Below are 14,113 nucleotides of genomic sequence, written 5' to 3' on the forward strand. Positions count from 1 at the left end.
TCCCATGATCGAGGTCGTGACCGTCAGCACCGAAGAGGAACTAGCCGACGCCTATGCCGTGCGCATGCGGGTGTTCGTGGACGAGCAGGGTGTGCCCGCGGAGATCGAGCTCGACGAGCTCGATGCGGTCGCCGATCACTTCCTGGCCCGGGTCGACGGCAAGCCGGCCGGGGCCGGGCGGTTGGTCGAGCGCGACGGCGTCGGGGTGCTCGGCCGGCTGGCGGTGCTGGCGGAGACGCGCGGCACCGGGCTCGGGGTGGCGTTGGTGCGGGCCATCGAGGAGCGGGGCCGCGCGCGCGGATTCGACGCGGTGGAACTGCATTCGCAGACTCACGCCCGCGGCTTCTACGAGAAGCTCGGCTACCGCGCGTACGGGGAGATCGAGATGGACGCGGGCATCCCGCACATCTGGATGCGCCGCACCTTCACCGACTGAGCGAGCGGATCAGGCCGGTTCGCAGGCGTCGCGCAGCGAGCAGGACCCGCAGGCGCTGCCGCAGCCGCCGATCTTCTCCGCCGGAAACGCCGTGGCCAGGGCCTTCTCGGCGGCCGCGGCGCCCGCTCCCAGGGTGAACACCGCGATCACCACGGCCGCCACCGCGACGATCAGGGCGGGAATCCCGCCCGCCACCAGCGCGACGGCGCCGGCCGCGGCGAGCAGCAGCCCGGCCGCGATCGAGGTCGGTGCGGCGACCTTGTTGGCCAGCTTGAACGACTCCTCGGTTTTCACCGCGGCCTCGGAGTGCACGCCGAAATACCGGTTGCCGGGCAGGGTGCCGGTGAATCCGAGCACGCCCGTGACCACGGCCACAGCCGCGAGGACAAAGAGGATCAGCGCCACGACGAACACGGGCTAAACGGTACGCCTACCCTTTTTGGGCTTGGGCAACGCCACGTTTTACGCTGGTGGGCGACCTTATCGGGGATTGGCTGGACTAAGAAGGCAGGACCGTGCAGGACTCCCGTACATCCGAGACACCCACCGCGACCGCGGGTGGGGGCGGCGACGTTCCCGCACACCGCTACAACGCCGATCTCGCCGGCCGCATCGAACGCAAGTGGCAGGGCAACTGGCAGGAGCGCGGCACCTTCTACGCGCCCAACCCGGTCGGCCCGCTGCAGGGCGACATTCCGGCCGACAAGCTGTTCATTCAGGACATGTTCCCGTACCCGTCGGGCGCGGGCCTGCACGTCGGGCATCCGCTGGGCTACATCGCCACCGACGTCTTCGCCCGCTACCACCGCATGCGCGGCCGGAATGTGCTGCACGCGCTGGGGTATGACGCCTTCGGCCTGCCCGCCGAGCAGTACGCGGTGCAGACCGGCGCGCATCCGCGCGACACCACCATGTCCAATATCGCGACCATGCAGCGGCAGCTGGACCGGCTGGGCCTGGGCCACGACCGGCGGCGCTCCTTCGCGACCACCGATCCCGAGTACTACCGCTGGACGCAGTGGATCTTCCTGCGCATTTACAACGCCTGGTACGACGAGGCGCTGGGCAAGGCCCGCCCGATCGACGAGCTGATCACCGAATTCGAGGTCGGCAAGCGCACGCCCGCCGAGGGCCGGTCGTGGTCGGAGCGCACCCCGGCCGAACGCAATGCCCTGATCGATTCGTATCGCCTGGTCTACCAGACGGATTCGATGGTCAACTGGTGCCCGGGTCTGGGCACGGTGCTGTCCAACGAGGAGGTCACCGCGGACGGCCGGTCCGAGCGCGGCAACTTCCCGGTGTTCCGTAAGCGCCTGTGGCAGTGGATGATGCGCATCACCGCCTACTCCGATCGCCTGGTCGACGACCTGGACGAGCTGGACTGGCCCGAGAACGTGAAGTCCATGCAGCGCAACTGGATCGGGCGTTCGCGCGGCGCGCGGGTCCGGTTCCAGGCGGGCTCGGATCTGATCGAGGTGTTCACCACCCGCCCCGACACCCTGTTCGGCGCGACCTATGTGGTGCTGGCCCCCGAGCACGAGCTGGTCGACAAGCTGACCGGCGCCTCCTGGCCGTCGGGCACCGACGCGCGCTGGACCTTCGGCGGCGCCGGCACGCCCGCGGAAGCCGTTGCGGCGTACCGCAAGTCGATCGCGGCCAAATCGGATCTGGAGCGGCAGGAGAACAAGGAGAAGACCGGCGTCTTCCTGGGCTCCTACGCCACCAACCCGGTCAACGGCGCGCGGGTGCCGATCTTCATCGCCGACTACGTGCTGAGCGGCTACGGCACCGGCGCGATCATGGCCGTCCCCGGCCACGACGCCCGGGACTGGGATTTCGCCTCCGCCTTCGGTCTGCCGATCGTGGAAGTCGTTGCGGGCGGCGACGTCTCGCAGGCGGTGTACACCGGCGAGGGTCCGCTGGTGAACTCCGGCTACCTGGACGGCCTGGACGTCGAGGCCGCCAAGGCCCGGGTGATCGCCCAGCTGGAGGCCGACGGCCACGGCCACGGCACCGTCCAGTACAAGCTGCGCGACTGGCTGTTCGCCCGCCAGCGCTACTGGGGTGAGCCGTTCCCCATCGTCTACGACGAGGACGGCGCGCCGCACGCGCTGCCGGAATCCATGCTGCCGGTGCGGCTGCCGGAGATCGACGACTTCGCGCCGGTCACCTTCGACCCGGACGACGCCGACTCCGAACCGTCGCCGCCGCTGGCCAAGGCCACCGACTGGGTGAACGTCGAACTGGATCTGGGCGACGGCCCGCGCACCTACCGCCGCGACACCAATGTCATGCCCAACTGGGCGGGCAGCTCCTGGTATCAGCTGCGCTACGCGGACCCGACCAACGACAAGGTCTTCTGCGCGCCCGAGAACGAGCAGTACTGGCTGGGCCCGCGCACGGCCGAGCACGGTCCGAAGGATCCGGGCGGCGTGGATCTGTACGTCGGCGGCGTGGAGCACGCGGTGCTGCACCTGCTGTACGCGCGCTTCTGGCAGAAGGTGCTGTTCGATCTGGGTGAGGTCTCCGGATCCGAGCCGTACCGCCGCCTGTTCAACCAGGGCTACATCCAGGCCTTCGCCTACACCGACGCGCGCGGGGCGTACGTGCCCGCCGCCGAGATCGTGGAGCGGGACGGAAAGTTCTTCTGGACCAACGCCTCCGGTGTCGAGGAGGAGGTCTTCCAGGAGTACGGCAAGATCGGCAAATCGCTGAAGAACGCCATCTCCCCCGACGAGATGTGCGATCTCTACGGCGCGGACACCTTCCGCTTCTACGAGATGTCGATGGGCCCGCTGGACACCTCGCGCCCGTGGGCCACCAAGGACGTCGTCGGCGCGCACCGCTTCCTGCAGCGCGTGTGGCGACTGGTGGTGGACGAGGAGACCGGCGCGCTGAAGGTCACCGACGCCGAACCGTCGCCCGAGGCACTGCGCCTGCTGCACAAGACGATCGCCGGCGTCGACGACGACTACGCCAACCTGCGCGACAACACCGCCGGCGCCAAGCTGATCGAGCTGACCAACTACCTGACCAAGAACTACGGCGACGGCGCCCCGCGCGTCCTGGTCGAACCCCTGGTCCTGATGCTGGCCCCCATGTCCCCCCACGTCGCCGAGGAACTGTGGGAACGCCTGGGCCACACCACCGCCCTGGCCCACGGCCCCTTCCCCACCGCGGATCCCGCACTCCTGGTGGCGGATTCGGTCGAATACCCCATCCAGGTCAACGGCAAGGTCCGCAGCCGCATCAGCGTCCCCGCCGACGCCGACCAGTCCGCGGTCGAGGCCGCCGCCCTGTCCGACGACAAGATCGCCGACCTCCTCGGCGGCAACCCACCCCGCAAGATCATCGTCGTCCCCGGCCGCCTGGTGAACATCGTCGCCTGACCCCCCACCGATTTCGGCCCTGTGCACGATCTGTGCACAGGGCCGAAATCGTCTCTGTCCGTACCGAACCCCGCACCCAAAGCACCCACACGATTCCCAGACCTCGTCGCCGCCCCGTCATCCCCGTTTTGAAGGCGTTGGATTCCGGCCAAAAGCATGCCGGAATGACGAGGGGGACGACTCGCGAAAATGACGAGGCGACTCGCGGACCGACGGAACCCGTCCTCGCCGGGGAGCGACCTCTCGGGTCCGCGTCGTCCGCGCTTGTCGAGTACCGCCCGGGCCGGAAGCCGGGAAGGTTGGCCGCGACTAGCGGTGAGTGAAACACCAGCCGCGCCACTCCTTTCCGGGATCGGTGACATCGATCGGATCGACTCGACCGATTTGGTGATGAAGGTCGTAGGGCCCCCGGACCGCGTACTCGTCACCGTCTCGCGACGTGCCAGCCTTCAAGTTTCACGCGGGCGAGCGAATGCCCGGATCGGTCATGGCGTTCGCGCTGTTCCCTCGCCGTTGCCGTCTTCAGCAGCCAGCTCTTCGGTTCCTCGGAGCACGTAGTGAGCAAGGACGGTGCCGACAGTGCTGCACCCACGTCGTACCCGCCCAGCAACGCACCGCTCCCCGATCAGCACCGCTTGTCGTTCCGAAGTGCCACCGCCGCCCCACCCCGAGGCACGAAGACCGAACCATACCCACCACACCTACATCTGACGCCGGCAAGTCCACCCTCATCATTCACCCGTCATCCACCCATCACTGCAAGTCATCACCCGTCATTGCCAGTCATCACCCGTCATTCCGGCGTGCTTTTGGCCGGAATCCAACGCACGCAGCGCAGTACCCGACGTGTGGATCCCGGCCAAGAACATGCCGGGATGACAACAGCCCGCATGACCCGCCAGAGCCCACACGTCAACCCTGCTTCCGGGCGGGTTCGCTGCGGTAGCGGGAGGCGGGGCCGTCGATGCGGCAGATCTTCCACAGCACGCGGGCGAGGGGGTTCATCAGGCCGAGGTCGTCGGCGAACATGCGGACGTCGGCGAAGAAGCCGCGCAACATTTTTCGGGCGTCGGGGTTGCGCCAGAAGATGTCACGTACGACCGAGCGGGGGACGTGGCAGTCGGTGCGGAATTTGCGGGTGGGGACGGCGATCAGGTCGCAGATGATGCGCATGGTGGGGGCGAAGACCAGGGAGAGCACGAACTTGCGGATCGGACCCAGTTGCGGCACATGGTGTTCGAGGTACTGGTGGGCGAAGCTGATGTGGCGGGCTTCCTCGGCGACGTGGATGGTCATGACGCGCTCGAGCATGGGATGGGTGCGGTCGCCGCCGCGCAGCACGGTCTTCTGGGCGTGGTCGATGGGCTCCTCGCCCGCCAGCACCATGACGAAGAACCATTCGGGGAACAGCGAGGCCAGGAAGGGCACCAGGGGGCCGCCCACGCGGACCCAGGAGCGCATGCCCGCGACATCCATGCCGACGCGGTTGACCACCTCCTGGAACATCATGGTGTGGTTGCACTCCTCGATGGCTTCGTGTGTGCAGTAACGGAATTCGGGTGAGCCGTTGGGCACCGAGAACACGTACTGCATGAGGCCGCGAATGAGCAGGTTCTCGAATTGCAGGCCGACCTTGGCGACATTGGCCTGCCGCCACATGCCGATCTGGATCTGCCGGGCCGGCGTCAGCGCCTGGTACCAGGGATGCGCGCCGAAGGGGTCGGTGGGCGGCAGGATCCAGCGCTCGTCGTCGGCGCGGACCACGAAGTCGGGGTGATCCCAGTCGATGTCGAGGTAGGGATCGAAGCGCCGGTTGACCGATCCGTCCGAGAGGGTGGCCAGTGAGTCGGTGTAGTCGTCTAGTTCCAGGTGTGCGTTCACCGCAGGCTCCTTGTCCGGTGATCGCGACATAATGTCGCGGACACTTGGGCTTGGCGAACACTCTCCTTCTGAGAGCTCCGACAAGGAATGCCGGTCGATGGCGGTTTTTGGCCATGAATGCGAGTGGGTAGAAGCAGGATCTACCACGGGGTTTGCGGAATAGGCGCAGGTCTTGGTATCCGTTCGGCGAAAGTGCCGGACGATCCGTTGTAGAGGGTCGGCCCAGAGCGTAGCCGAGGGGGGAATGGTTCGAAGCGGACCGGAACGGTCATGGTTGTCGTGTAAGACTGATTGTCTTACGCTTGGGATATGGCCGACACGATCACCATCCGCACCGATGCCGAGACCGAGCGCGCGCTGGAGGTCCTGACCAGTGATGGGGTCAGCCGGTCGGCCGCGATCCGGGCGGCCGTGCTGGCAGCGGCCGAACGCCGGGAGCGGTTGGCGGACATGCAATTGGCCGTGCTGGCCATGCCGCTCGGGGAGCCGGACGGGGTGAACCTCGCCGAAGAGATCGCTCGTGAACGGAGTGGCGACCTGTGATCTATCTGGATTCAGCGGCGGTCGTGAAGCTCGCTCACCGCGAAGCCGAGTCGGATACGTTGCGCGCGTGGCTGATCGAACGCCGGGGCACACCGTGGGTCAGTTCGACGCTGATAGAGGTGGAGGCCTTCCGGGCGGTCGCCCGCCATTCTCCCGAGGCCGTCCCCCGCCTGGCCGGCGTGCTCGCGCTGGTCGACACGATAGAGATGAGCGCGCGGGTGCGCAGCCTGGCGCGGGCGGTCCTGCCGGTCACGGTCCGCTCGTTGGATGCTGTGCATCTGGCGACGGCACTCACTCTGGGCGGAGACCTGACGGCGTTCGTCACCTACGACAAACGCCTGGCCGATGCCGCGCGGCCGGCCGGTCTCACGGTCGAGGCGCCCGAGTGACGAACACGGCGGCCTGGCGCGGGCGCGAATCGGGGTGAGGGTAACTCTGGATTCACGTGGGGGTCCCACTAGGGTGATTTGTCATGGTTCCCTTGCGCTTGGGCGCGCCACGACGCCGTCGGCCGACTCGCATCCTGGCACTAGCGGGGGTTTTGCTGGTGGGGCTGGTCGGCACCGTCAGCTTCGGTGCGGGGGGCGCGGGCGCGAAGGACAATGATCTGTGTTCGCCGCCGGGGTTGGCGGCGGCCAGTGCGGCGCCCAGCAATCTGGCGTCCGGGCAGCAGAGCGCGGGGGCCGATCGGTTCACCACGGCGACGACGCAGCCGGTGGACAAGATCGATGTGAGCAAGTTGGGGCTGTTGACGCCCGGCAAGCTGAGTGTGGGGACGCTGTCGGATGCGCCGCCGAGCATCTGCGTGGATTCCAAGGGCGTGTTCACCGGGTTCGACAACGAGCTGTTGAAGGCCATCGGCGCGAAACTCGGTCTGCGGGTGGAGTTCACGGGCACCGAGTTCGCGGGGCTGCTGGCGCAGGTCGCCAACAATCGGTTCGATCTGGGCTCCTCCAGCATCACCACCACCGACGCGCGCCGGCAGCTGGTCGACTTCACCAACGGCTACGACTTCGGCTACTTCTCGCTGGTGGTGCCGAACGGCAGTGCGGTCAAAGGTTTCTCGGATCTGGGCCGGGGCAATCGGATCGGCGTCGTGCAGGGCACCGTGCAGGACGAGTACGTGGTCAACGAACTGCACCTGGATCCGGTGAAATTCCCGGACTACAACACCGCCTACGCCAATCTGAAGACCGGGCAGATCGACGCCTGGGTGGCGCCCTCGCAGCAGGCCATCGGCGCGATCAAGCCGGGTGATCCGACCTCGATCGTGCAGAACACCTTCAGCGTCAACAACTTCACCGCGTGGGCGGTGCGCAAGGGCAATCAGCCGCTCGCCGATGCGCTCAATGCCGGACTGGACGCGGTGATCAAGGACGGCACCTACCTGAAGCTGTACCAGGACTGGGTGCCGCGGCAGCCGCCGCCGGGCTGGAAGCCGGGCTCGAAGGCCGTCGCCGCTCCGGACTGGCCGGACTTCGCCCAGATCGCCGCCGAGCACGCCGCCGACCGGCCCGACAACAGCGGTGTCGCAGCGAAATCCACGCTGCGGCAGCTGAAGGACACGTTCTTCGACTGGTCGCTGTACCGCAAGGCATTTCCCGACCTTTTCAAGACCGGCCTGCCCAATACGCTGATCCTGGCGCTGGTTTCGGGTGCGCTGGGCACGGTGCTGGGCATGCTGCTGGCGGTCGCGGGCATCTCCCGGACGCGCTGGTTGCGCTGGCCCGCACGGGTGTACACCGATATCTTCCGCGGCCTGCCCGCCGTGGTGATCATCCTGATCATCGGCCTGGGCATCGGCCCGGTGGTCCGCAACGTCACCGGCAACAATCCGTACTGGCTGGGCGCGGTGGCGCTGGCGCTGCTGGCGTCGGCCTATATCGGTGAGATCTTCCGCTCCGGCATCCAGTCGGTGGAGGCCGGGCAGCTGGAGGCGGCGCGCGCCATCGGTTTCGGCTACCGGCAGGCCATGACCCTGGTGGTGATCCCGCAGGGTGTGCGCCGGGTGCTGCCCGCGCTGATGAACCAGTTCATCGCGCTGATCAAGGATTCGTCGCTGATCTACTTCCTGGGCCTGCTGGCCACCCAGCGCGAACTGTTCGCGGTGGGCCGGGATCTCAACTCGCAGACCGGGAATCTGTCCCCGCTGGTGGCGGCCGGTCTGGTGTATCTGCTGCTGACGGTGCCGCTGACCCACCTGGTCAACTACATCGACAAGCGCATGCGCGAGGGCCGGCCGCAGGCCGCGAATCCCGCCGAACCGGTCGACGCGGCCGCCATCACCGAAGGGCGTGGAGCATGAGTGCCTCCCTGACCGGCACCGGCCTGCGATTGACGCTGGGCCGCAACGAGATTCTGCGCGGCGTCGACGTGCACGTCGACGCCGGCAAGACCACCACGGTGATCGGCCCGTCCGGTTCCGGCAAGTCGACACTGTTGCGGGTGCTCAACCGGCTGCACGAACCCGATGCCGGCGACATCCTGGTGGACGGCAAGTCGGTGCTGGGCGAGAACCCGGACCGGTTGCGGCAGCGGATCGGCATGGTGTTCCAGCATTTCAACCTGTTCCCGCACATGAGCGCCGCCGACAATGTGGCGCTCGGCCCGCGCAAACTGCACGGCCTGTCCAAGGAGCAGGCGCGCACGCTGGCGGTGCAGCAGCTCGAGGCGGTCGGGCTGGCCGGGAAAGCCGAGGCGCGCCCGGCGAATCTGTCCGGCGGCCAGCAGCAGCGCGTGGCGATCGCGCGGGCGCTGGCCATGAAGCCGGACATCATGTTCTTCGACGAGGCCACCTCGGCGCTGGATCCCGAACTGGTCAAGGGCGTGCTCGCGCTCATGGCCGAACTCGCCCGGGGCGGTATGTCGATGATCGTGGTGACGCACGAAATGAGCTTCGCCCGTTCGGTATCCGACCAGGTGGTGTTCATGGACCACGGACAGGTCGTCGAAACCGGAAAGCCGGAACAGCTTTTCGAGAACGCGGAAACCCCGCGCCTGCGGCAGTTCCTGTCCCAGGTGCTTTAACTGCTGCCGCGGCCGCTGCCGCTGAAGGGCATATTCGCGAACGTGGCGAAATCGCCTTGGGCGCCGCTGTAGACGTTGAGGTCGACTCCGGCGGGGATGCCGTCGATGGCGCCGGAATCGGTGGTCTGCCAGAAGGTCCAGGCGGGCCAGCCGCCGGGGACTTCGGGCTGGTCGTTGCCGCGGTAGTCGGCGATCCACAGCGGATACGAGGTGAACTGGTCGGTGTCGGCCATGGCCGTCTGCCAGAAGCGGGGATAGGTGTAGACGATGGGGCGGCGGCCGGTCAGAGCCTGCACCGTGTTCAGGTACCGGTGGGTCCAGTCGATCAGGGCGTCCGGCGGCAGGCCGCCGGAGTCCTCGAGATCCAGCACCGGGGGCAGATCCAGCATTCCGTTCTGGCCCAGTACCACGGCCGAATAGAACGCGGCCTGCAGCTCCGGCGAATCGGCCGGGCGCGCGTAATGGTAAGTGCCGCGGGCGACTCCGGCCACCCGCATGGCCAGGCTGTCGGTCACGAAGTAGGGATTCAGGTAGCTGAGCCCCTCGGTGGCCTTGAGCATCGAGAACTGATATCCGGCCGCGCGCACCCCGAACCAGTCGATGCCGCTGCCGCCCGGATGCTGATGCGAGGCCACGTCCGGGCCCTGGATATCGGCGGCGACCACCCCGGTCGGAATAGCCAGCAAGATGCCGGTTGCGGCGACAGTGAGCATTGTCATCATGCTTCGTCCGGTCATGCCAGAAAAGGCTAGGCCGAACGACCGCCACCACCGCGAAAGCGCGGCGGTGACATTCGCCAAACGTTAGCTAGTCGCCACTCGGCGACGTCGATCCAGGCTCAACCCAGCCAGTCCAGCACCGACGCGGCGGTCCAGGACTGCTGCATGCTGCCCAGCGGCGACCCGGTGAACGGTTCGTAGTACTCGGCGAAACTGCCGTCGCTGGCCTGCCGCAGCCCCTCGGCGCGCAGCATGAACGAACGTTCGGCCCAGCCGCGGCGCGCGAACACCCACGAGAACAGCCAGCTGATCACCGGCCACACCGGCCCGCGCCAATACTCGCGCGGCCGAAAGTCCTTGGACACCGGGGACGTCGAGGGCGGCAGCGCGTACCGCAGATCCGGATGCCCGCACCAGCGCGGCCCCTCGAACAGCCGCAGCAGCCGGCGCTCGGCGTCCCGCGGCAGCCCGCCCGAGAGCAGCGGCGCGAAACAGGCCAGCGTCTCGGTCTCGATCCACCGGTCGGCGCGAACGTCGAAGTCGCGGGCCACGCCCGAACGCGCGTCGGTGGTGGCGACCACCCCGGCGCGGAAGTAGTCGGCCCACTCGTAGAGTTCGCGCACATCCGCGTGCGGCTGCTTGTAGTCCTCGCCGATATTGGCCAGCACATCGCAGGACAGCGCGAAGATGGCGGTCACGAACACGTCCTCGACGGCGAAGCTCATGGTCGAGGCGAGCTGGTAGTCGTCGTAGCCGGCGCGGCGCATCTGCTCGAGCAGCCACAGGTACCGGTCGTACTCGCGATCCGAGGGCCGCTGCGTGGGGTCGCCGACGACCTGGGTGTCGGCGCGCTGGTAGGGCGGCAGGTCCGGACCGGGAATCACGTTCTCGTAGGCGCGATCCCAGCGCGGCGAGTTGTCCATGCCCGATTCCCAGCCGTGGTACAGCGTGATGCGGCCGTGCTGCTTGGGATCTCGGGCATACGCCAGCCAGCGATGCCAGCGCATGAGATCGGGCCAGCGCCGGTTGAGGAAGTCCTCGGCCACCGCGCGGGTGCTGCGGCCGTGGCGGCGCGAATGATCCAGAATCCGCTGTACCGCAATGGCATGCACGGGCGGCTGGGTGATGCCGGAGGTGTCCGGACCGTCCGGCGCGTCGGCGGCCAGGCGACGGCATTCCCAGCGCGACGGTCCGGGGAAGTAGCCGTCCACGCCATTGGCGAACACGATGTGCGGGATCATGCCGTTGCGCCACTGCGCCGATAACAGGGTGTCCAGTTCGAGGGCGGCCCGCTCCACGCTCAGCGGGGCCAGCCCGACCGCCACGAAGGCGGCGTCCCAGCTCCACATGTGCGGATACAGTCTCGGCGCGGCGCTGGTCATGGTGCCCAGGTCGTTGCCGCGCAGCAGATAGGCGGCACGGGCCGCGAGCTGGGTGGGCGTGAATCCCGGGTGCGTCATCGCCCTATTCTGCGCCGGGACCCGCAGGTATGCGCGATGGGCCGAGCTGGAGGTCGCGGTGGACGGCCCCTGGTCGCCAGATTGCACTTCGATCGCCTTCTCACGAATCGGTCGAGCGTGGGTGTGCCGACCGACGCATCGCGGTCCGACCGCACCCGGTTACGGTGATCGCATGGCCAATTCCGCGAATACCAGCACCGATCAGCCGACCGCTCTGATCACCGGGGCCAGCCGCGGGCTCGGCGCCGCCGTCGCCCGGGAACTGGCCCCCACGCATCGGCTGTCGCTGGGCGCGCGCACGCCGCAGGCCTTGGCATCGATCCTGGGTGAGCTGCCCGGCGCGACCGGGTGGCCGGTCGAGCTCACCGACTACGCCGCGGTGGCGCGCGCGGTCGAGGGCATCGAACGGCTGGATGTTCTGGTGCACAATGCCGGAATCGCCGACCTGGGAACGATAGCCGATTCCAGCGTCGCGCAGTGGCGGAATACGTTGGAAGCCAACCTGGTCGCGGTCGCCGAGCTGACCCGGCTGCTGCTGCCGGCGCTGCGCGCGGCCAATGGGCATGTGGTGCTGATCAATTCGGGTGCGGGACTGCGGGCCAACGCGGGGTGGGGAGTCTACGCGGCGAGCAAGTTCGGGCTCCGCGCCTTCGCGGACGCATTGCGGCTCGAGGAGCCGGCGCTACGGGTCACCTCCGTGCACCCGGGCCGCATCGACACCGATATGCAGCGCGACATCGTCGCGGGCGAGGGCCGTGACTACGAGCCGCGCGAATTCCTCACCGCCGAAACGGTTGCGCGCGCGGTGCGCAACGCGGTCCAGACGCCGCGGGACGCGCATCCTACCGAAATCGTGCTGCGGCCGATCGCCCGCTGAGAGCAGCCTTAATTTCTCCCCTGAATTCGAATCATTTCGCACAGATTCAGTGTCTTGTTCACTACCCGTGGATATAAACGAACGGTCCCTGCGCGCGGGGGGAAAAGGCTGTATATCTCGGGATATTTCGGAGTGAACGACAGGTATGGATCGACGACAGTTGCTCGCATTGCTCGCCGCGGGCACTGCCACCGCTCTGACCGGCTGTTCCGCCGATCCGGCTCCCCATAGGGTCACCCCGCGCCTCAGCGGGCCGACGGGAACGCCTGCGCCGTCGGCGGTTCCGGCCACACCGACCGTGCCTCCCGCGGCGGCGAACGCGCCCAAGGCGGCGATCCCCGCGGGCAATCTCACGGCGCTGCCCGGCGCCGGCAGCAATCTGGCGCTCACCGTCGACGACGGTGCCAGCGCCGAGGTGGTCGGCGCGTACATCCAATTCGCCAAGGATTCCGGCGCGCGGTTCACCTTCTTCGTCACCGCCTATTACGACGCGTGGACCACCCACAAGGCCGCGCTGCGACCGCTGGTGGAATCGGGCCAGATCCAGCTGGGCAATCACACCTGGGATCATCCGGATCTAACCAAACTGTCCGCAACCGAGGTGTCCACGCAGCTCACCAGGACAAAGACGTTCCTGCGCAACAACTTCGGGGTCGACGGGACGCCGTATTTCCGTCCCCCGTTCGGCTACCACAATGCTAGCGTCGACAAGGTGGCAGCCGAGCTCGGTTACACCGTCCCCACCCTGTGGTACGGCTCGCTGTCCGACTCCGGCGTCATCACCGAGGACTATCTGATCGAGTGCGCGCGAAAGTATTTCAACGCGCAGGCCATCGTCATCGGGCACGCCAATCACCCGGCCGTCACCCACTGCTACGGCCGGCTGCTCGACATCATCCGGGAACGCAAACTGTCGCTGGTGACGCTGAACGACGTGCTGGTGTCACCCGCGTAGCGCCGGGTGGGGAATGAGGTTCGACATGGACAGACGACGACTGCTGACAATGCTGGCGGCGGGCACGGCGGCCACCCTGCTGGGCGCCCGCGAGGCGAGCGCCGACTTCCCCTTCGACTCCGGATCCTCCGGAATCGTGCCGCAGATTCCGGGATTGCCGCAGGTGACACCGGATTTCGGGCCTAAGACGCCGATCGGTCCGGGCACCATCAGCGCACTGCCCGGCGACGGCAACCACATGGCGCTCACCATCGACGACGGCGCGAGCTCCGAAACCATCGGCGGTTTCATCGATTTCGCGCGCAACACCGGCGCGCGGCTCACCTTCTTCGTGACCGCCTACTACCCGGGCTGGCTCGAGCACCGGGACGCGTTGCGGCCCTTGGTCGATTCCGGCCAGATCCAGCTGGGCAACCACACCTGGGACCACCCGGACCTGACCCGGCTGCCCGGCGGCGCGATCGCCGATCAGCTCAACCGGTGCAAGGACTTCCTCTGGAACCAGTACGGCACCGACGGCACCCCCTACTACCGTCCGCCCTTCGGCTATCACAACGGCAGCGTCGACGCGGTGGCCGCCGACTGCGGCTACACCGTCCCGACCATGTGGTACGGCACCCTCAACGACACCAACAAGGTGATCAACGAGGGCATGCTGCTCGACGCCGCCCGCCAATGGTTCCGCGCCCAGTCCATCGTCATCGGCCACGCCAACCGCCCCACCGTCACCCACCTCTACGACCAGTTCACCGACATCATCCGAGAACGCAACCTCCAACTCGTCACCCTCAACGACGTGCTGATCCCGCCCCGGTAGGAACCGGAT

13 protein-coding genes are annotated in these 14,113 nt (G+C 67.6%); 9 read left to right on the forward strand and 4 right to left on the reverse strand.

Annotated elements, in window-relative coordinates:
• The first annotated feature begins 4 nt into the window (after positions 1–4).
• Positions 5–436: a GNAT family N-acetyltransferase gene (locus tag D7D52_RS21740; RefSeq protein WP_120739128.1), complete on the forward strand. Its 432-nt coding sequence runs from the start codon at positions 5–7 to the stop codon at positions 434–436.
• Between the two features lie 9 nt (positions 437–445).
• Here the strand turns inward: D7D52_RS21740 and D7D52_RS21745 are convergent, their stop codons facing one another.
• A complete protein-coding gene (locus D7D52_RS21745; RefSeq protein WP_120739130.1) occupies positions 446–850 on the reverse strand; it encodes an SdpI family protein in 405 nt (134 codons plus the stop codon).
• A 101-nt stretch (positions 851–951) separates the two neighbouring features.
• On the opposite strand from D7D52_RS21745, the gene leuS reads away from it, so the two are divergent.
• Complete coding sequence (gene leuS / locus D7D52_RS21750; protein ID WP_120739132.1) at positions 952–3,825, forward strand: leucine--tRNA ligase; 2,874 nt, start codon at positions 952–954, stop codon at positions 3,823–3,825.
• A 912-nt stretch (positions 3,826–4,737) separates the two neighbouring features.
• Here leuS and D7D52_RS21755 read toward each other — a convergent pair.
• Positions 4,738–5,736, reverse strand: a complete 999-nt coding sequence (locus D7D52_RS21755; protein ID WP_120739134.1) for an AurF N-oxygenase family protein — start codon at positions 5,734–5,736, stop codon at positions 4,738–4,740.
• 279 nt (positions 5,737–6,015) lie between these two features.
• Here D7D52_RS21755 and D7D52_RS21760 point away from each other — a divergent pair, with 279 nt between their 5' ends.
• The 4 genes from D7D52_RS21760 (at position 6,016) to D7D52_RS21775 (ending at position 9,276) form a co-directional block, all read left to right on the forward strand.
• Positions 6,016–6,249: a hypothetical protein gene (locus D7D52_RS21760; RefSeq protein ID WP_120739136.1), complete on the forward strand. Its 234-nt coding sequence runs from the start codon at positions 6,016–6,018 to the stop codon at positions 6,247–6,249.
• Positions 6,246–6,638, forward strand: a complete 393-nt coding sequence (locus tag D7D52_RS21765) for a type II toxin-antitoxin system VapC family toxin (protein ID WP_120739138.1) — start codon at positions 6,246–6,248, stop codon at positions 6,636–6,638. Before D7D52_RS21760 ends, D7D52_RS21765 begins: the two co-directional genes overlap by 4 nt.
• An 83-nt stretch (positions 6,639–6,721) precedes the next feature.
• Positions 6,722–8,554, forward strand: coding sequence for an ABC transporter substrate-binding protein/permease (locus tag D7D52_RS21770; protein ID WP_120739140.1), 1,833 nt, complete (start codon positions 6,722–6,724; stop codon positions 8,552–8,554).
• On the forward strand, positions 8,551–9,276 hold the full coding sequence (locus tag D7D52_RS21775) for an amino acid ABC transporter ATP-binding protein (protein ID WP_120739142.1): 726 nt from the start codon (positions 8,551–8,553) through the stop codon (positions 9,274–9,276). The genes D7D52_RS21770 and D7D52_RS21775 overlap by 4 nt, the downstream gene beginning before the upstream one ends.
• On the opposite strand, the gene D7D52_RS21780 is transcribed toward D7D52_RS21775, so the two are convergent.
• Positions 9,273–10,013: a glycoside hydrolase family 25 protein gene (locus D7D52_RS21780; protein ID WP_120739145.1), complete on the reverse strand. Its 741-nt coding sequence runs from the start codon at positions 10,011–10,013 to the stop codon at positions 9,273–9,275. The two genes, D7D52_RS21775 and D7D52_RS21780, sit on opposite strands and share 4 nt — an antisense overlap.
• 101 nt (positions 10,014–10,114) lie before the next feature.
• Entirely contained in the window at positions 10,115–11,455 is a 1,341-nt protein-coding gene (gene ggh / locus D7D52_RS21785) for a glucosylglycerate hydrolase (RefSeq protein WP_120739147.1), read from the reverse strand.
• Between the two features lie 172 nt (positions 11,456–11,627).
• On the opposite strand from ggh, the gene D7D52_RS21790 reads away from it, so the two are divergent.
• The 3 genes from D7D52_RS21790 (at position 11,628) to D7D52_RS21800 (ending at position 14,104) form a co-directional block, all read left to right on the forward strand.
• Positions 11,628–12,332, forward strand: a complete 705-nt coding sequence (locus D7D52_RS21790; RefSeq protein ID WP_120739149.1) for an SDR family oxidoreductase — start codon at positions 11,628–11,630, stop codon at positions 12,330–12,332.
• 145 nt (positions 12,333–12,477) lie between these two features.
• Positions 12,478–13,287, forward strand: coding sequence for a polysaccharide deacetylase family protein (locus D7D52_RS21795; protein ID WP_120739151.1), 810 nt, complete (start codon positions 12,478–12,480; stop codon positions 13,285–13,287).
• Positions 13,288–13,312: 25 nt separating this feature from the next.
• A complete protein-coding gene (locus D7D52_RS21800) occupies positions 13,313–14,104 on the forward strand; it encodes a polysaccharide deacetylase family protein (RefSeq protein ID WP_120739153.1) in 792 nt (263 codons plus the stop codon).
• The last annotated feature ends 9 nt before the right edge of the window (positions 14,105–14,113 follow it).

This window comes from Nocardia yunnanensis, assembly GCF_003626895.1.
GTDB classification, from domain to species: domain Bacteria; phylum Actinomycetota; class Actinomycetes; order Mycobacteriales; family Mycobacteriaceae; genus Nocardia; species Nocardia yunnanensis.